Origin of the sequence: Flavobacterium erciyesense, from assembly GCF_018069925.1 — a bacterium.
Classification (GTDB): domain Bacteria; phylum Bacteroidota; class Bacteroidia; order Flavobacteriales; family Flavobacteriaceae; genus Flavobacterium; species Flavobacterium erciyesense.
Genome location: NZ_JAGPXB010000001.1, coordinates 533160 through 550063 on the forward strand (window position 1 = coordinate 533160; position 16904 = coordinate 550063).

At 34.1% G+C, this 16904-nt stretch carries 19 protein-coding genes; 8 read left to right on the forward strand and 11 right to left on the reverse strand.

Annotation, left to right across the window (positions count from 1 at the left end):
- Nucleotides 1-40: 40 nt before the first annotated feature.
- Both rbfA and KBJ98_RS02450 read left to right on the forward strand, forming a co-directional pair.
- Nucleotides 41-433, forward strand: a complete 393-nt coding sequence (gene rbfA / locus KBJ98_RS02445) for a 30S ribosome-binding factor RbfA (protein WP_166132818.1) — start codon at nucleotides 41-43, stop codon at nucleotides 431-433.
- 3 nt (nucleotides 434-436) lie between these two features.
- Nucleotides 437-1636, forward strand: coding sequence for an ABC transporter permease (locus KBJ98_RS02450; protein ID WP_210788097.1), 1200 nt, complete (start codon nucleotides 437-439; stop codon nucleotides 1634-1636).
- Nucleotides 1637-1750: 114 nt separating this feature from the next.
- Here the strand turns inward: KBJ98_RS02450 and dusB are convergent, their stop codons facing one another.
- Nucleotides 1751-2746 (reverse strand): tRNA dihydrouridine synthase DusB, encoded by a 996-nt coding sequence (gene dusB / locus KBJ98_RS02455; RefSeq protein ID WP_210788098.1) that lies wholly within the window; start codon nucleotides 2744-2746, stop codon nucleotides 1751-1753.
- 140 nt (nucleotides 2747-2886) lie between these two features.
- Between dusB and KBJ98_RS02460 the strand changes: the two genes are divergently transcribed.
- Nucleotides 2887-4089, forward strand: coding sequence for a helix-turn-helix domain-containing protein (locus KBJ98_RS02460; RefSeq protein WP_210788099.1), 1203 nt, complete (start codon nucleotides 2887-2889; stop codon nucleotides 4087-4089).
- A gap of 27 nt (nucleotides 4090-4116) precedes the next feature.
- Here the strand turns inward: KBJ98_RS02460 and KBJ98_RS02465 are convergent, their stop codons facing one another.
- Nucleotides 4117-4290 carry a hypothetical protein gene (locus tag KBJ98_RS02465; RefSeq protein WP_166132814.1) on the reverse strand — a complete coding sequence of 58 codons (174 nt, stop codon included), beginning with the start codon at nucleotides 4288-4290 and terminating at the stop codon, nucleotides 4117-4119.
- Between the two features lie 337 nt (nucleotides 4291-4627).
- Here KBJ98_RS02465 and KBJ98_RS02470 point away from each other — a divergent pair, with 337 nt between their 5' ends.
- The 3 genes from KBJ98_RS02470 (at nucleotide 4628) to KBJ98_RS02480 (ending at nucleotide 5932) form a co-directional block, all read left to right on the forward strand.
- A complete protein-coding gene (locus tag KBJ98_RS02470) occupies nucleotides 4628-4984 on the forward strand; it encodes a putative periplasmic lipoprotein (RefSeq protein ID WP_210788100.1) in 357 nt (118 codons plus the stop codon).
- Nucleotides 4985-5087: 103 nt separating this feature from the next.
- Nucleotides 5088-5570 (forward strand): DoxX family protein, encoded by a 483-nt coding sequence (locus KBJ98_RS02475; RefSeq protein ID WP_166132812.1) that lies wholly within the window; start codon nucleotides 5088-5090, stop codon nucleotides 5568-5570.
- Between the two features lie 2 nt (nucleotides 5571-5572).
- A complete protein-coding gene (locus KBJ98_RS02480; protein WP_210788101.1) occupies nucleotides 5573-5932 on the forward strand; it encodes a hypothetical protein in 360 nt (119 codons plus the stop codon).
- Between the two features lie 18 nt (nucleotides 5933-5950).
- Here the strand turns inward: KBJ98_RS02480 and KBJ98_RS02485 are convergent, their stop codons facing one another.
- Nucleotides 5951-6589 (reverse strand): pyridoxamine 5'-phosphate oxidase family protein, encoded by a 639-nt coding sequence (locus KBJ98_RS02485; RefSeq protein WP_210788102.1) that lies wholly within the window; start codon nucleotides 6587-6589, stop codon nucleotides 5951-5953.
- Between the two features lie 324 nt (nucleotides 6590-6913).
- Here KBJ98_RS02485 and lepA point away from each other — a divergent pair, with 324 nt between their 5' ends.
- The gene (gene lepA / locus KBJ98_RS02490; RefSeq protein ID WP_158730304.1) at nucleotides 6914-8710 is read left to right on the forward strand and encodes a translation elongation factor 4; all 1797 of its coding nucleotides are present in this window, start codon (nucleotides 6914-6916) and stop codon (nucleotides 8708-8710) included.
- A gap of 87 nt (nucleotides 8711-8797) precedes the next feature.
- On the opposite strand, the gene KBJ98_RS02495 is transcribed toward lepA, so the two are convergent.
- The gene (locus KBJ98_RS02495) at nucleotides 8798-9715 is read right to left on the reverse strand and encodes a 1-phosphofructokinase family hexose kinase (protein ID WP_210788103.1); all 918 of its coding nucleotides are present in this window, start codon (nucleotides 9713-9715) and stop codon (nucleotides 8798-8800) included.
- Nucleotides 9716-10228: 513 nt separating this feature from the next.
- Between KBJ98_RS02495 and thiL the strand changes: the two genes are divergently transcribed.
- The gene (gene thiL, locus KBJ98_RS02500; protein WP_210788104.1) at nucleotides 10229-11275 is read left to right on the forward strand and encodes a thiamine-phosphate kinase; all 1047 of its coding nucleotides are present in this window, start codon (nucleotides 10229-10231) and stop codon (nucleotides 11273-11275) included.
- A 42-nt stretch (nucleotides 11276-11317) separates the two neighbouring features.
- Here the strand turns inward: thiL and KBJ98_RS02505 are convergent, their stop codons facing one another.
- The 7 genes from KBJ98_RS02505 to KBJ98_RS02535 form a co-directional block, all read right to left on the reverse strand.
- Complete coding sequence (locus KBJ98_RS02505; protein WP_210788105.1) at nucleotides 11318-12019, reverse strand: response regulator; 702 nt, start codon at nucleotides 12017-12019, stop codon at nucleotides 11318-11320.
- A gap of 17 nt (nucleotides 12020-12036) precedes the next feature.
- Nucleotides 12037-14025, reverse strand: coding sequence for a tetratricopeptide repeat-containing sensor histidine kinase (locus KBJ98_RS02510; RefSeq protein WP_210788212.1), 1989 nt, complete (start codon nucleotides 14023-14025; stop codon nucleotides 12037-12039).
- Between the two features lie 143 nt (nucleotides 14026-14168).
- The gene (locus KBJ98_RS02515) at nucleotides 14169-14351 is read right to left on the reverse strand and encodes a hypothetical protein (RefSeq protein WP_210788106.1); all 183 of its coding nucleotides are present in this window, start codon (nucleotides 14349-14351) and stop codon (nucleotides 14169-14171) included.
- Nucleotides 14352-14528: 177 nt separating this feature from the next.
- Entirely contained in the window at nucleotides 14529-15338 is an 810-nt protein-coding gene (locus tag KBJ98_RS02520; RefSeq protein ID WP_210788107.1) for a LytR/AlgR family response regulator transcription factor, read from the reverse strand.
- A gap of 394 nt (nucleotides 15339-15732) precedes the next feature.
- On the reverse strand, nucleotides 15733-16305 hold the full coding sequence (locus KBJ98_RS02525) for a DUF6705 family protein (protein WP_210788108.1): 573 nt from the start codon (nucleotides 16303-16305) through the stop codon (nucleotides 15733-15735).
- A gap of 23 nt (nucleotides 16306-16328) precedes the next feature.
- Nucleotides 16329-16466, reverse strand: a complete 138-nt coding sequence (locus KBJ98_RS02530; RefSeq protein WP_210788109.1) for a hypothetical protein — start codon at nucleotides 16464-16466, stop codon at nucleotides 16329-16331.
- A gap of 3 nt (nucleotides 16467-16469) precedes the next feature.
- Nucleotides 16470-16898 carry a hypothetical protein gene (locus KBJ98_RS02535; RefSeq protein ID WP_210788110.1) on the reverse strand — a complete coding sequence of 143 codons (429 nt, stop codon included), beginning with the start codon at nucleotides 16896-16898 and terminating at the stop codon, nucleotides 16470-16472.
- Between the last annotated feature and the right edge of the window lie 6 nt (nucleotides 16899-16904).

Sequence of the window (16904 nt, forward strand, 5' to 3'; positions counted from 1 at the left end):
GAAACTTCGGGATAAACCTTAAAAGTAGTATTTTTGCAGCATGGAAACAAATAGACAGAAAAAAATAGGCGGGGTAATCCAAAAAGATTTGGTGGATATCCTGCAAGGTGAAGTGAGAAAAAACGGAGTTTCTAACTTGGTGATCTCGGTATCTAAAGTTGCTGTAACTACTGATTTATCAGTTGCTACAGTGCATTTGAGTGTTTTTCCTCAGGACAAAGCGCAAGAGATTTTAGAAGCTGTAAAGTCAAATTCAAAAAATATCAAACACGATTTATCACAACGTGTACGCCTGCAATTGCGCAAGGTGCCTAATTTGGTTTTCTTTATTGACGACTCATTAGATTACATTGAAAAAATTGACAATGCGCTTGCCAACAGAGACAATCCTATTGAAAACAGAGATTTACTAGACAAACGCAGATTCCAATAATCCTTGAATTTTCCGCTGTACATAGCCACGCGTTACCTTAAAAGTAACAGTAAAAATAATGCCATCAATATTATAAACCGCATTGCGAGTTTGGGTATTATTGTGGGCGCTATGGCCTTGTTTGTAGTACTTTCAGTATTTAGCGGTTTAAAAGTTTTTAGTTTGTCGTTTACGAATGAAATTGACCCTGATTTAAAAATTAGCAGTACCAAAGGGAAATCGTTTGTGGTGAGCCCGCAACAAGAGCAGCAAATTAAGACTGTTGCTGGCGTGGTATCGTTTACCAAAATTATTGAAGAACGCGTGTTGTTTACCTTTGATGGCAAGCAAGAAGTTACATACTTAAAAGGTGTTGACCCCAACTACAGCAAGGTCAACGCCATTGAATCAAAATTATATAACGGACAATGGCTGCAACCTGATACGTACCAAGTAGTGGTGGGTTATGGAATTGCTCAAAAATTTTCGATGGGTTTGCTGGACTTTAACCGACAGCTTGAGGTTTTAGTTCCAAAGCCTGGTCGAGGAACGATTGACAACTTGGAGCAAGCCTTTAACAAATCGGATTTGATTCCGGTTGGAATTTATGCAATCAACGAAGATTTAGACTCGAAATATGTTTTTGCCGATTTAGGTTTAGCACAAGAATTATTGGGTTATCCTATTAATAAAGTTTCAGGGATAGAACTCAAATTAACCCCAAACGCTGATGAAGCAGTTATTAACGAGCAGTTGCAGACCATTTTTAAAAATAAGGTTACTATAAAAAACAGAGCGCAGCTGAACGCCTCGCTATACAAAATGCTTAACACGGAGAATATTGCGGTGTATTTGATTTTTACTTTAGTGATAGTAGTTGCTTTATTTAATTTGGTTGGCGCCTTGATTATGATGATTTTGGATAAAAAAGCCAACTTGAAAACCTTGTACAATTTGGGTACTCCTATTCAAGATTTACGTAAAATATTTTTGCTACAAGGTACTTTACTGAGTGTATTTGGAGGTGTTTTAGGATTGTTTTTGGGAATTGTAATCGTGTTGCTTCAAGAGCATTTTCAATGGATTATGCTTACTGAAAGTTTGGCTTATCCTGTTGTTTTTTCATTTGAAAATGTTGCTATTGTGATGACAACTATTGTAATTCTTGGTTTTCTAGCCTCACTTATTGCTAGTAGTCGCGTGAGCAAATCTTTGTTGGAATAGTTTTCCCTTTTAAAATAAAACACGAATTCCACTAATTTACACGAATTAATTGGTGCAAATTAGTGGAATTTCTTCGCATGTTCAATATAGATCGGGTTATTTTAACAGTAATTACTAAACTACCTCATACCCCGCATAAGCATCCTGAATTTCATCTAAGGCAGCAAATAACTCTTCCGGGCGATCGAGCGTTACTAATTTTTGTTTGTGGGTTTTAAAAGAATGGATTCCTTTGAAATAATTGGTGTAATGCGGACGTGTTTCAACAATTCCTAATCGTTCGCCTTTCCAGTCCATGGCCCAAGTAAGGTGATTGCGAACTGCTTCTACACGATCAATAACGGTAGGTTTTGCTAAATGTTCTCCTGTTTTGAAGTAATGTTTGATTTCGTCAAAAATCCAAGGATAACCAATGGCAGCACGACCAATCATGATTCCGTCAATGCCGTATTCGTTTTTATATTGTAATGCTTTCTCTGGTGAATCAATGTCGCCATTCCCAAAAATCGGCATCGTAATTCTAGGATTATTCTTTACTCGGGCAATGTGTGACCAGTCTGAGTGGCCTTTGTACATTTGGGCACGCGTTCTAGCGTGTATGCTCAATGCAGCAACACCAATGTCTTGCAAACGCTCAGCAACCTCATCGATATTGATAGAATTATCATCCCAACCCAAACGCGTTTTTACGGTTACTGGTAAATGGGTGCTATCAATAACGGCTTTGGTCAACCGAATCATCAAGTCAACATCTTTTAAAACACCTGCGCCTGCGCCTTTGCAAACGACTTTTTTAACAGGACAACCAAAGTTGATATCAATAAGATCTGGATTTACGGTAGAAACAATTTTTGACGAAAGTGCCATTGCCTCTTCGTCGCCACCAAAAATCTGGATTCCTACAGGGCGTTCATAATCAAAAATATCTAATTTCATTCGGCTTTTAATAGCGTCACGAATCAAACCTTCTGATGAGATAAATTCAGAATACATCATATCAGCACCATGCATTTTGCACAATCTACGAAACGGAGGATCGCTTACATCTTCCATTGGTGCAAGAAGTAAAGGGAAATCCGGTAAAACAATATTGTCGCCTATTTTAATCAAGTTGTTTTATTTTTTTTGCAAAGATAAAAAAATTAGACCGATAATTTTGGAAGTATCAAGAGATTAAGACACAAGAAGTCGTACTTGCAAAATTTTGACATTGGTTTATAAAAAATAATTATTTTTACGAAAACTACAAGATGCTTTTTCAATTTGGCTTTTACAGTTCCGTTTTACTTATTTCGTTTACTCAAGGAATTGTTTACAGCGTTTTGTTACTTGCAAAAGCTATCAAAACCGACAATAAATCGAATTATTGGTTGAGTTTTTTCATTTTTCTGTGTAGCCTTTATATTGCACCGTGGATGCTTGGTTTTGCGGGCTGGTATGACAATCAACCCTATCGGGATATTTTATTTTACACTCCTTTTCAACACCTTTTATGGATAGGTCCGATCATCTTTTTTTACACCCAAAGTTTACTGAATCCCTCATTCAAATTTTCGAAAAAAGAAGCACTCCATATTCTGCCAGGATTGCTGTATCTTATCTACATCATTGCTATTTGGATTTACGACCAATTCATTTTTGGCGATTACTATTTCTACAAAAGCGGAATGGACAAAGACTTTGAGGAATGGTATCAAAAATTAGGTTTACTCTCGATGATTGTGTATTTTATTTTAAGTATACGATATTACAATGTATACAAAAGACTCATGTTTCAAGTAGTGAGTTATGCCGATTCGGTTTTGTTTAAATGGATTCAAACGTATTTAATTGCCTTTTTAGTAATGTTACTTTTACCAGTAGTTTTTGATAGTATAGGATACTTTTTTCCTGAAATAAAATCCTATCAAGGCACTTGGTGGTTTTATCTTTTCTTTTCGATTGTGATGTATTACATTGCCATTACGGGATATTCTAATCCTACAAATGCTACGATACCGTTTAAAATGTCATTTTTTGACAAAAGTCCTGTTCTTTTATTGGACAACAGCAGTGCAGATAATTTGGAAACGAGTATTGACATTCAATACGAGACGGTAGAGGACACTGTTTCGCCCGAAACGGAACATTGGAAATCTAAAATAGAAACCTTAATTCAAACAGAAAAACTCTATCAAAATCCCGAATTAATGCTTACCGATTTGGCAAAAAAATTAGAAACCAACGCCTCTGTTATTTCCAAAACGATCAATCAAGGGTTTCAAATGAACTTTAATGATTACATCAATAATTTCAGAATTGAAGCGGTTAAAATCAGTTTATCAAATGGCGAACACAAGAAATCTACCTTACTAGGAATTGCTTATGATTGCGGTTTTAATTCGAAGGCTACTTTTAACAGAGCTTTCAAGAAAAATACTGGTAAAACTCCGAAAGAATACACCAACGAATAAGGTTTTCCGCCAATAAAAAGCAACTACTTACTCGGCATCAAACCGTTCAATAGTGTTTTTTATAAATTGTTTTTCGTAATGTCGGTTGCGTCTATTCTTTTTTTCTGTGGCTCTCTTGGCGAGACGTTTATCAGAAACTATTTCATTCAATCGGTTTAAATCATCAAGGTGACTGATGTCATTTAGGGAATTCCTTTTCATAATTCAATTGATTTAAAAATTTCAAGAATTTATTGCTTGGTTTGGTTTTCGAAATATAACTTCTCATGATTATAAAAGTACATAGTCTGCAAAAATGTTTCCCTACAACAAGCGTTAAATTTGAAGCTGCTTTCTACCTATCAAGTGCATTTGTCAGCTGTATTTCAAAATCAGGAATAACAACAAAGTTTTTTGAATAAAAACTGTCGAAAATTATATTATCAGCATTTACAATACTTTACAACAGAATTAAACTAGTCTCAAATCATAATTTGAAGCGATTGGTGCTGATTTATGGCGCAACTTTGCCCTGTTATTAATCACTAAAAAACTAATTATGAAAACTATCCTCGTAATACTCGCAACTGTTTTACTCCTTTCTTCTTGTAGTGTTTTTGATTCGCTTACTTCAAACACAACTATTAAACCAAACGAAAGTTTTGTATTAGGAAATAATGAACACGGAACCTTCAAAGTAAAACTTAAAAACGTTTCTAATCACGATTTAAAAATTATTTTGGCTCCCCTTGCTGGAGGAACACATTCCCCGATTACCGTTAAACCAAATGAAACTGTAATCGTAAAAGCAGAAAGAAATACCGCATTACGAATTGAAAATAAATCCAATGAAGTCGCATCTGTCGATTTGTATGTGACAGGAGATACTGGCTTATCTATGGGGTATAAAAATTAACACTTTTAATGGCAATGGCAAAGTTCAATAGCAATGCAAAAATTCAATAGCAATGCAAAAATTCAATATAAATAGCAATAACAAAATCAAAAAATACAACACTATGAAACTACTTACCAAAATCACTAAACCTGTTTTGTTACCTCATTGGTCACAAGATCTATTTATTACTATTCCGCGAATTGTATGTGGGTACTTGCTGGCTTTTAACTTTGGAGCCGATAAATTTGGAATGCCTTGGTCACCTGTTGATGCTAATTTAGGATTGTTTGAAGTCGCTTTTTGGTTTCCTGGTGATGTGGCAAATTATGGTGGGATTTTTGCCATTGCTCCAGCTTTTTTTGCTTGGATGGGCGCTTTTGCAGAAGCTGTTGGCGGATTGCTATTGTTATTTGGATTTCAAACCCGTGTTGCTTCTTTCTTAGTAATTTGCACCATGCTAGTTGCTATTTTTATGCAACAAATACAAAATGGATTGTGGAATTGCCTTGCCGCCATGGGATTTCTTTGGGTTGCGATGTTCTTTTTAATACTAGGTTCAGGACGATTTGGAATTGATTATTTACTAACTAAAAACAAAGCTTAATTATGAAAACTAAAACGATATTTCTAGCACTTGTACTTTCTTTATTCTTGACAAATTGCGTTCAAAAAACCTATAAAAAAACCGTTGTTTTTACTTTGGATGCATCCGAAATAAAAAATGTAAAAAAGGTAGCCATTCGTGGAAAAGACAAACCATTATCTTGGGGTGAAGCTACCGAAATGAAATTGAATGCTACCAATAACACCTATCAAATAACAACCACATTTGTTACCGGCTATAAATTTACAGAAGTAAAATTTGTGGTAAATGACAGTTTAGAATTCGAAAATGAAGACAACCGCAGAGTGATTTTTTCAGAAAAAGACACTACGCATTACAAAGCGAAGTTCAATAAAAGATAATTGCCCTACACTTTTACACTACGGAACTGCCCAAAAACTATCTTGTAAAACACTGTTTTCATAAAAGAAATTAGCTTTGCTGTTGCTAGTAAAGTCGAGGTATAAAAATTCAAGTTCATAGACGGCACAAGCAACAACCGTGAAATTTTCTTGAAAAAGATCACTTTCAATATCTGTGGGCTTTAGGGTCGAAAAACGTTCTTCATATCCCAATGTTGGGTGGTCTGATTTTGTGTTGGGTGGTTCCAATGTCATATAACCTAGACGAGCTTGCGGACTGGTTGCCTTCCAACGATCATTTGATAAGGCATCGTTAGTGTGTAAAGTGGCATGCGCTTTCACAACAATTTGAACCCGTTGACGCGCATCGTAAAACAAGAGTGAAATGCGATTGTCTTTTTGTAAATCATAACATTTTCGGGAGCGATTGTCCGTGTGGAAATATATGGTTTTGTTTACCTCATCTACTTTTCTGTTTACTACAATTCGCAAAGCGGTAGTGTTGTTTTCATTTAGGGTACCAACGCACATGGTTCGGAAACCATTTTTTTTCTTAACTGAACCGTTGACTAATTTTTTCCAAGCTAGTTTTTCTAGCTCTTGTAAGTTGTAAGAAGTGTCGTTTATTGTGATAGAATCTTGTGCTGAAGTTGGCATAATTAGATGGTATAAAAGTTCAAATGTAACTGCAAGATGCTCTTGTAAATACGAGCAAAAATACGATAAGAAAAACCCTGAAAGAGAATTGCTAAAAAATTAAATTTCAATTGCAGTAACATTAGGCATTGTTGAATCTCTCATAAAAAACTTTTAGCCTATATTTGCAAATTAATTGACTCTTAGTGCGGTTTTGCGTGAGGGATAGCAGCGGCATCCTTTTGTGAAGTGCTAACGGAACAAAAGATAGAGCGCATAGCCCGACGGCTTTTTCTGCCGGCACGCCCACAAGTTGACAAGCAAATTTATTGATATTTACTGAAAATGAAACACATAAGGAATTTTTGCATTATTGCACATATTGATCACGGGAAAAGTACACTTGCAGACCGTTTACTAGGTGCTACACAAACTGTAACTGCTCGTGAAGAAAAGGCGCAATTGCTTGACAATATGGACTTGGAGCGTGAACGTGGTATTACAATTAAAAGTCACGCCATTCAGATGGAGTACACCTACAAGGGTGAGGAATACATCTTGAATTTAATTGACACTCCGGGACACGTTGATTTTTCGTATGAAGTTTCTCGATCCATTGCGGCTTGCGAAGGTGCGCTTTTGATAGTGGATGCAGCGCAGAGTATTCAGGCACAAACGATTTCAAATTTATATCTGGCTTTAGAAAACGACTTGGAAATCATTCCGGTTTTGAACAAAGTAGATTTGCCAAGCGCCAACCCTGAAGAGGTAAGCGATGATATTATTGACTTGTTGGGTTGCGACCTAGAGGATATTATTCACGCCTCTGGTAAAACTGGTTTTGGTGTCGAAAATATATTAGCAGCAATTATTGAAAAAATTCCTGCTCCAAAAGGAAATGTTGACGAGCCTTTGCAAGCTTTGATTTTTGACTCTCATTACAACCCGTTTAGAGGTATTGAGGTTATTTTTAGAGTAGTAAATGGAGAAATTAGAAAAGGGCAAAAGATTAAATTCATGGCTACTGGCAATGAATATTTTGCTGACGAAATAGGTACTTTGAAACTCAATCAAGTGCCGAAACAAGTAATTTCAGCAGGTGATGTTGGATACTTAATTTCTGGAATTAAAGAGGCGAAAGAAGTAAAAGTAGGTGATACACTTACGGATGCAAAAACGCCAACAACGAATATGATTACGGGTTTTGAGGATGTAAAACCGATGGTTTTTGCCGGTATTTATCCTGTTGATACAGAGGATTATGAAGATTTGCGTGCCTCGATGGAAAAACTACAATTGAACGATGCTTCGCTTGTATTTTTGCCTGAGAGTTCAGCGGCTTTAGGTTTTGGTTTCCGATGCGGGTTCTTAGGAATGTTGCACATGGAAATTATCCAAGAGCGATTGGAGCGCGAGTTTGACATGACCGTAATCACGACGGTTCCTAACGTTTCGTATTTGGCGTATACCAAAAAAGATCCGGAGACACCGTTTATCATTAACAACCCATCTGATTTACCAGAACCTTCACGTTTAGACCGTGTAGAGGAGCCTTTTATCAAGGCAACGATCATCACTAAAGCTGATTTTGTGGGTAACGTAATGAGTTTGTGTATTGAAAAACGTGGTGTCATTACCAATCAAACTTACTTGACAACAGAGCGTGTTGAATTGAATTTTGACATGCCACTAGCCGAGATTGTATTTGACTTTTACGATAGATTGAAAACGGTTTCTAAAGGGTATGCCTCATTTGACTACTCTCCAATAGGAATGCGTACTTCGAAATTAGTTAGGCTTGATGTCTTGTTGAATTCACAATCTGTAGATGCTTTGTCTGCTTTGATTCACGAGAGTAATGCCTACAACATTGGTAAAAAAATGTGTGAAAAATTGCGCGAATTGATTCCGAGACAGCAATTTGATATTCCAATTCAAGCGGCCATTGGTGCTAAAATCATTGCGCGTGAAACGATCAAAGCATTGCGTAAAGACGTTACAGCAAAATGTTACGGAGGAGATATTTCTCGTAAACGTAAATTATTAGAAAAACAGAAAAAAGGTAAAAAGAGAATGCGATTGGTAGGGAATGTTGAAATTCCTCAAGAAGCATTTATGGCGGTTCTTAAACTGAATGACTAATTTTTTTAGAAAAAAGAATATAGAACAAAGAAGATAGAACAAAGAAGATAGAGAAAACCTGACGATGAAAATTGTCAGGTTTTTTTATTAGATTTCTTTTAGTAGTTGCATCACATCTTCCACATTAAACAATTGAGTTCCTTCGTTCATAGTTGCTGCAGAACCACAAGCAACTCCCCACTGAATAACTTCTTTTAAAGTTTTGTTTTGAGACAATGCCCACACCATGCCACCTACCATACTGTCACCAGCTCCTACGGTGCTTTTCTTTTCTACTTTTGGTGCTTTGACAAAATGAGTTTCGTCTTTAGTGACTAAAATTGCTCCATCAGCTCCTAGTGACACCACAACAATTTCGGCACTTTTATTTTCTATTAATTGTTTGGCTGCTTTCTCAACCTCTGGCAATTCTAATCGTTCGATACCAATTAATTTTGCTAATTCGCCAATGTTGGGTTTAATTAGATAAACTCCTGTTTCTAAGACTTTTTTCAGCGGTTCACCAGATGTATCAACAACAACCTTGATTTTAGAAGCTTTAGCTATTTGAGCTATTTGTTTGTAAAAATCAGAATGCAATCCTTCGTTTAAGCTTCCGCTGATGACAAGATAATCTGTTTTTAAATCTTTTACTTTTTGCAAAATTTCATCTTGTTCAGCTGGAGACAACTCGTTTCCTGGAAAACCAAAACGGTATTGCGATTGTGTTTCGGAATCAAAAGCAATAAAATTTTCTCGTGTCCAGTTTTTCGTTCTTATCAATTCAGGTTGCAAACCTTCTTTTGTAATTAATTCTTCGAGCAACTCGCCAGAAGAACCACCAGAAGTAAAAATACATTTGGACGTACCTCCTAATTTTGCAATGGCTTTAGATACATTTATACCGCCGCCACCAGCGTCATAGCGCGGTTTTCCGCATCTAATTTTTTGCTCAGCGATAAGTCCTGCAAAATGAGTTGATTTATCTAAGGAAGGATTTATGGTTAGCGTAGTTATTGTTTTCATGAAAGATATTTTACAATCATAAAGATGCGAAAAAATCTGTGCTAATCTGTGTAATCTGTGGCAAATTATCTAAACATGGATTTATAATAAGAGTTGCAATTGTTTTCATGAAAGATGTTTTACAATCAAAAAGAAGCTAAAAAATCTGTGTTAATCTGTGTAATCTGTGGCAAATTATTTAAAGCTGGATTTATAGTAAGAGTTGAAATTGTTTTCATGAAAGATATTTTACAATCATAGCGACGCGAAAAAATCTGTAGTAATCTGTGGCAAATTATCTAAAGATGGATGTATAGTACTAGTTACGATTGTTTCAATGAAAGATATTCTACAATCATAACGACGCGAAAAAATCTGTGCTAATTTGTGTAATCTGTGGCAAATTATCTAAATATGGATTTATGGTAAGAGTTGCGATTGTTTTTATGAAAGATGTTTTACAATCCTTAAGATGCGAAAAAATCTGTGCTAATCTGTGTAATCTGTGGTAAAAAAACTTTGTACCTTTGCCAAATGATAGAAGATAAAAATCCACAACGCACCAGCATAGCTCAATTAGGAGAATTTGGCCTAATTGATCATTTGACTAAAAATTTTGAAATCAACCAATCATCTACCTTAAAAGGGATTGGAGATGATGCAGCCGTTTTAGACTTCAAGGACAAAAAAGTTGTTGTTTCCACCGATTTATTGATTGAAGGCGTACATTTTGATTTGGCTTACATGCCCTTAAAACATTTAGGATATAAAGCTGTTGTAGTCAATGTTTCGGACATTTGCGCTATGAATGCAAAGGCAACACAAATCACTGTTTCGGTTGCCGTTTCCAATAGATTCCCGCTAGAAGCTTTAGAAGAATTGTTTGCTGGTATTACACATGCCGCAGCAGAATACAAAGTTGATGTGATTGGCGGAGATACCACATCCTCTCAAAAAGGATTAATAATTAGCATTACTGCCATCGGAGAAGCAAACGAAGATGAAATTGTATATCGTAATGGTGCTAAAGAAACCGATTTACTAGTTGTTACAGGAGATATTGGCGCTGCCTACATGGGATTACAAGTTTTGGAACGTGAGAAACAAGTTTTTCAAGTGAACCCAAATTCACAACCTGATTTAGACGCTTATACTTATCTTATTGAACGTCAATTAAAGCCTGAAGCACGCAAAGATGTTCGTACATTACTGCATGCACTTGAAGTAAAACCTACGGCTATGATTGATATTTCAGACGGACTTTCCTCTGAGATTATGCACATTTGTAAACAGTCAAAAGTAGGTTGTAATTTATACGAAGACAAATTACCTATTGATCCGCAGTTTATCAATGTTTGTGAAGAGTTTAATATTGACAGCACCACTGTTGCCATTAACGGCGGCGAAGATTACGAATTACTATTTACAATCTCGATTCAAGATTTTGAGAAAATAAAAGCCAATCCTAACTTTACAATTATCGGTCACATGACCCAAGAAAGTGAAGGGATTCATTTAATTACTCGAGCAAACACAAAGATCCCACTAAAAGCGCGTGGTTGGGATGCTATTAGCGAATAGACAAAACTAAAAAACGACACCAAAAGTGTCGTTTTTTTTATTTTAAAATAATAATCCTTTGTTTTTAGCTTCCACTACTAAGGCGCTGTAGTCGTTGTATTCAACACTTAAAAGTTCTTTTAAGTTTACAATACGCCGTTCAATAGCCCCTACCGATATCGGAATATATTGCACCATGTTGGTAATAGGTGTTCCCTTGGAGAGATGAAATAAAATTTGTTCGTCAAATTGATCAATTTCAATAGCATCAACCTCTGCTAAGTTAAGCATTTTAACAACTGATTCACTGTAGTAATTATCGTTGTTTATAATTTTATCAAAAGCAAAAATTAATTCATCAAATGTCAAATCATTTTTGATAACTAGTCCAGCAGGATTGATTGTATTAATAATCGTTTTTATTTTTAATAATTCCGTGTACATGGTCAACAAAATTATTTTACAATCTGGCATCGTATCCAAGATTAGTTTGGCCACATCCTCGCCTGAGTAGATTTGTTTTTCCTCATATGCAGGCATACTAATATCTAAAAAAGCTATATCAAAAACAGGACTGTCTGGGTTTGTTATAATATCATATGCGGATTCGCAATCCTTAGCTTGAGTAATTAAAAAATCGTATTCGTTTGGATTGTATCGTGTTATGGCATTTTTATAACCCTCAATTATAAAACGATGATCATCAACTATTAATATATTTTGTATTTTCTTTTGTTTTTCAACCGATTCAATCTCGCTTCCCATTCTTGTTTTTATTGTATTTAAGCAATTGGCAAAGTAACCGTAACAGTAGTCCCTTGCAATTTTGCTGATTTAATATCGACAACACCTTCACACTCGTTAGTTCGGAATAAGATATTTTGCAAACCTATTCCTTTCTTAGCTGTTTTCACATTGAAACCCTTGCCGTCATCTGATATTTTCAATACCAAATGATCTTCTTCTTTCTTAAGATCGACATTAATCTTTAAAGCATCGGCGTATTTATTCGTATTTTGCAAAATTTCTTGTATAATGCGGTACAAATTAATTTTTAAAGCGTTACTAACCAACTCCCAACGAATAGTAGCATCAATATTTACTATAAATTTTGACTTATAGGTTTTCTTCTGTTCTTCAAATAAATTATTAACGATTGCAACGAAGTTATTAATTAATTCTGATTTTTCCCTATTCAAATCATGTGAAATTTCACGAATGTCCTGCTCAATATTCTTCAACTCAGCTAAATAATTGATTCTTTGCAACATAGCTGATTCGTCTTGCTGCTTATTCAAACCATCCAGATTCATACGTACCCCAAACATTCTGCCCAATACCCCATCATGTAATTCGCGCGCAACTCTTTTTTTCTCTTCAACTCTGCTTACTTCAATGGCATTTTGCTGCGAAATCATTAAATTATAAATCTCCTCATTTGCTACTTGTTGCTGTTGTTTAAACAGGAGTTCTCTATTTTTTGCTTTTTGTGATTTAATTTTAAAAATTAACAATCCTAAAATACCGAGTCCTGAAAAAAAATATACTAAATTTCTATTTTGCTGCGCTAGTTCATTGTTTTCACTTTTAATCTCGTCTGTTTCGTATTCGATACGGGTAAATTTATTACCCATTTTGCGTTCTGATTTTTGAAGTTGTTCGCTTACCTTAATATATTCATTGGCATATTGAATTGCATTTTTAGGATCAATTAGAGACAAATGTTTCAAAGAATTTAGAATATTTCGATAATTATTAGTTTTTTGCGACAATACCAATGCTTGTTTGGCGTACAAACTAGCCAAAGTTGTATCTTTTTTTGAAATAAAATACTCTGACAAATTAATTTTACTAGCTATTACTCCACTAGTTAGTTTCAAGCTATCTCTAATTTTTAAGGATTGAAAAAACAAATTAGGTAGCTGTGCTTTTTCTTTAAGTTTGAATTTTGAATAAGCCAAATTGTTTAATAACATTGCGTAAATATATGGCTTGTCAGTTGAAATATTTTTTTGGTTTAAACCTTTTAGGAAATAATCTTTAGCCTGTTTGTATTTTTCTCTCTTCAAATATAAATAGCCAATGTTGTTGTACGAAGTAGCTTTTGGTTGATAAAATGATGACATCAACTCACTATCTATACTTGCAAGTGCTTTATTATGATAGACCATTGCATTATCATAGTCTTCTAATTCATTATAAATTAACCCTAATAAATTGTATGCGTCGTACATCACATCACTATGATACCTATTTTGTTTAATCTTTAATGCTTTAGATGTCGATTTCTCCGAACCTAGGAAATCACTTTGATAAAATTGGATATTAGCTTTTTTTATAATTGTTACTGCTAAATTATAATTATCATTTAATTGCAAATACATTTTTTGTGCTTTGTTGTAAAAGAAAAAAGAACTATCTGGTTTCCCTTGAGAATCAAAGTAATCTCCTAAATAATTATTTGCTTTTGCCATGCTAATAGCATCATTCTTTAATTCGGATTTTTCCAGAATTAATTCAACAGTGCTTTTATATGCTCTCCAATTTTCAACATTATAATAACGATTAGCAATTTTGAAAAGATTTACGCGATATATGGAATCATTTTCTTGGGTAGATACAATCTTGAAAGCTTTCTTGATATATCTCTGTCGTTGTTCATATGCTAAATCAAAATCGTTTGCAAGAGACAGATAAGAATTGAGACTATCACTGGAATTTGTAGTATAATGAAATTCTTGATTTTTTTGATCACATGAGCTTAATAGCATTATCAAAAAAATAGTTTTGTATAGTGTCTGTTTCAAATGGAAAAATATTTATTATCAAAAATAAAAAAATAAACTTCTCAACAAAGAAAAAGCCGTCAAATACTTGACGGCTTTTTCTTTATCTTTACAGAAACTATTAATTATTAGTCCATTTTCTTATTTCCACCAGTTCCACCATTTCCTGAAATATCTAATGTCATGTTGTCAACTTTAAGAATCTCAACTTTGTTGTCATCTGATGTATTAGCAACCTCTGCGTTAGAAGTAAAAGAGGTTAAAACCATTACTAAAGAAAATAATCCTGATACTAAAAGTGCTTTTTTCATAACCTTGGGGTTTTTATGTTTTTTGTTAGTTTTTTTTTGTTTTCGAACCGTTTGTTTGATGATTCTTTTGTAAAACTAAGCAGACAACTTTACTTTTTGCCCGTAAAAACACCCTATATAGTAGATTGCCACCAAATGAAAGTGAATGATGCTCAAATTACGGTAAATGGATGTTTTTTATATTTCTAAATAATTTCCATCTGAGAAATCATTGATAATTGTATCAATGTTGGACTTATAAGATTTTGAAAAAGGAAGTTTAACCGCACTATTTTTAATGTAACAAAGCGCATTACCCATATGGATTCGTGCAATATAATTTCGGTTAATGATATAGCTATTATGAATTCTAATAAATGGACTGTTGAGGGCAGCTTCAAAATGTTTTAAGGTTTTGAAAGCCGTAATCATTTCGCCCGTGTGAAGGTGTATATCCGTTGAGTTGTTATCTGCTTTTAGGTAACAAATATCATTGGTATCTATGTACCTGTAATCACCGTATGATTTGACACATAAAATTAATGGCTGATCAGCTGGGGTTTGCACCTCATTATTTATTGTGACTATATCTTGCCTCGGTAGCGCTTTTTCAACAGAAGTAGGCGTTTCCAAAATTGACTTATTCAATTTCAAAATCAATTTCACCAAATCAATATGCTGAACTGGCTTAATAAGGTAATCAGCTACCTCGAACTTAATAGCATCAAAAGCAAAGTTTTTGGTTCTGGTAGTAATTATAATTTTTGGAATAACTTTTAGATACCGATGCAGCTCGTTTATTAGTTGTAATGATAAATTACTTTTTTTATTTGCTGGATCAATTTCTAAAAAAACAAGATCAGGTTGGAGTTCTAAAACACAATTTAATCCTTCATCATAATTATTTGCAACAGCTATAAAATTTAATTCTGGAAAACGAGAAAGCGCAGCTTTTGTTTCCAAAACACATTCGTGATGATCATCAATAATAATGTACGAATAACTCATTAACGATTTTCCTAAAACAAATAGGACCTGCAAATTAATTTATAAAGCCATTTCGACTTTCGAAAATTTGATAAATAGGGTAATTTTGGGAAACTTATTAAACAAGAATCACTTATTTAACAGTCTAAAAATAAGCAAATAACAATTTTATTAAAGATCTTGTTAATATGTTCTTAACAAATGTTGACACATAAAGATGAACTACAAATAAATCCGATAAAATACATATTTTATTCGCTTTTGAACCTGTAAATTCCTATCTAATTACTGTAAACATTAGCTATTTTTGCTAAAACCATAAAAAAAGCCTTCCGTTATGGAAAGCTTTTCTTAATCTTTTTATTCAGTAAATTAATCTACATTTTTATCAACCAAGTTTTCATTGAAACTTCGTTTACTGTTTGTATAACCACATCATTTCTTCAGGAAAAGGCATTAAAGCGCGACCATTTGGGCACTCAGTGGTGTCTAACAAAATTTGTTGAGGACTAAGAAACAATCCCATTTTATTTGGATTATTATCGTAACCTGCGGCTATATATATCTCTCCACTTTGACCACATTCCCAATCTGGTCCTTGATAGGTAAATACATAGGTTCTGTTTTGCAAATAATCCCCACTTATGTTCACATCATCATTGTTAAGTACGGACAGAGTTTCTTCTAATAGCGGCCCTGCACTATTTGTAATTTTATACCTCATGACCAAAACATCTGCTAATGCCCCAAAAAAGGGCTTGGTAACGCGCTCTATTCGAATTTCATATTTTTTGCTGCCGTATTCTCCTTTCCATGTGCCAGTAAAACGCAGTAATACATTATTGACATCTTTAATTGAGAATTTACCGTTTGGTAATGTGCCATTTGTTTGAAGACCATAAAAATTCTCAACAGGAACAATTTGTTGCGAAAAACTTACACTTGTATAGGCTATAATTAGAAATAAAATTAGGACTAAATTTTTCATTGTAATTTATTCGGTAAATTAATCTATATTATATTAATAAATTGTTGCTCATTTGTTTTAAGTTTTTGAACATCAGCGGTGGTTTGTACCATTTGTTGCGCTTTACAGCCATAATTAATTAAAAGAACAAACGAGGCTAGAATATGTAATGTGTTTTTCATGATTTAATCTTTAATTGCACTGATTACTTTAATCCTAATTACGATAAGATTGCCATATTTTTCTGCATCTTCTTTTGTCCAAGACAGCCCAATTTCTTTAGGTCTTTTTTCCCATTTCCAATCTATTGGATCTTTGACATAAACGTATAGAGATACTTGATCTTCCCAACTTCCTTCTTTCTTTTTCTTTTTCTGTTGGTCATGAGTTATAAATTTAAATCTGAAAAAGAATGGATTATCATTACTTGCATATCCTGTTTTTATTTCGGGTTTTATTTCTTTGAGAAGATTTTTCAGAGGTTTATTAATAAATTGCTGTTCATTTGTTTTTAATTGATAAACATCATTTGTTGTTTGAACCATTTGTTGCGCTTTGCAGCTATTGTTTATTAAAATAAATAAAAGAGCGAAAGTTCTAAGTATATTTTTCATTTTTTT

Coding starts and splice junctions, on each gene's coding strand:
- rbfA (WP_166132818.1), top strand. CDS start 41: ATGGAAACAAATAGACAGAAAAAAATAGGCGGGGTAATCCAAAAAGAT.
- KBJ98_RS02460 (WP_210788099.1), top strand. CDS start 2,887: ATGCTTTTTCAATTTGGCTTTTACAGTTCCGTTTTACTTATTTCGTTT.
- KBJ98_RS02465 (WP_166132814.1), bottom strand. CDS start 4,290: ATGAAAAGGAATTCCCTAAATGACATCAGTCACCTTGATGATTTAAAC.
- KBJ98_RS02470 (WP_210788100.1), top strand. CDS start 4,628: ATGAAAACTATCCTCGTAATACTCGCAACTGTTTTACTCCTTTCTTCT.
- KBJ98_RS02475 (WP_166132812.1), top strand. CDS start 5,088: ATGAAACTACTTACCAAAATCACTAAACCTGTTTTGTTACCTCATTGG.
- KBJ98_RS02480 (WP_210788101.1), top strand. CDS start 5,573: ATGAAAACTAAAACGATATTTCTAGCACTTGTACTTTCTTTATTCTTG.
- KBJ98_RS02485 (WP_210788102.1), bottom strand. CDS start 6,589: ATGCCAACTTCAGCACAAGATTCTATCACAATAAACGACACTTCTTAC.
- lepA (WP_158730304.1), top strand. CDS start 6,914: ATGAAACACATAAGGAATTTTTGCATTATTGCACATATTGATCACGGG.
- KBJ98_RS02495 (WP_210788103.1), bottom strand. CDS start 9,715: ATGAAAACAATAACTACGCTAACCATAAATCCTTCCTTAGATAAATCA.
- thiL (WP_210788104.1), top strand. CDS start 10,229: ATGATAGAAGATAAAAATCCACAACGCACCAGCATAGCTCAATTAGGA.
- KBJ98_RS02505 (WP_210788105.1), bottom strand. CDS start 12,019: ATGGGAAGCGAGATTGAATCGGTTGAAAAACAAAAGAAAATACAAAAT.
- KBJ98_RS02510 (WP_210788212.1), bottom strand. CDS start 14,025: ATGCTATTAAGCTCATGTGATCAAAAAAATCAAGAATTTCATTATACT.
- KBJ98_RS02515 (WP_210788106.1), bottom strand. CDS start 14,351: ATGAAAAAAGCACTTTTAGTATCAGGATTATTTTCTTTAGTAATGGTT.
- KBJ98_RS02520 (WP_210788107.1), bottom strand. CDS start 15,338: ATGAGTTATTCGTACATTATTATTGATGATCATCACGAATGTGTTTTG.
- KBJ98_RS02525 (WP_210788108.1), bottom strand. CDS start 16,305: ATGAAAAATTTAGTCCTAATTTTATTTCTAATTATAGCCTATACAAGT.
- KBJ98_RS02530 (WP_210788109.1), bottom strand. CDS start 16,466: ATGAAAAACACATTACATATTCTAGCCTCGTTTGTTCTTTTAATTAAT.
- KBJ98_RS02535 (WP_210788110.1), bottom strand. CDS start 16,898: ATGAAAAATATACTTAGAACTTTCGCTCTTTTATTTATTTTAATAAAC.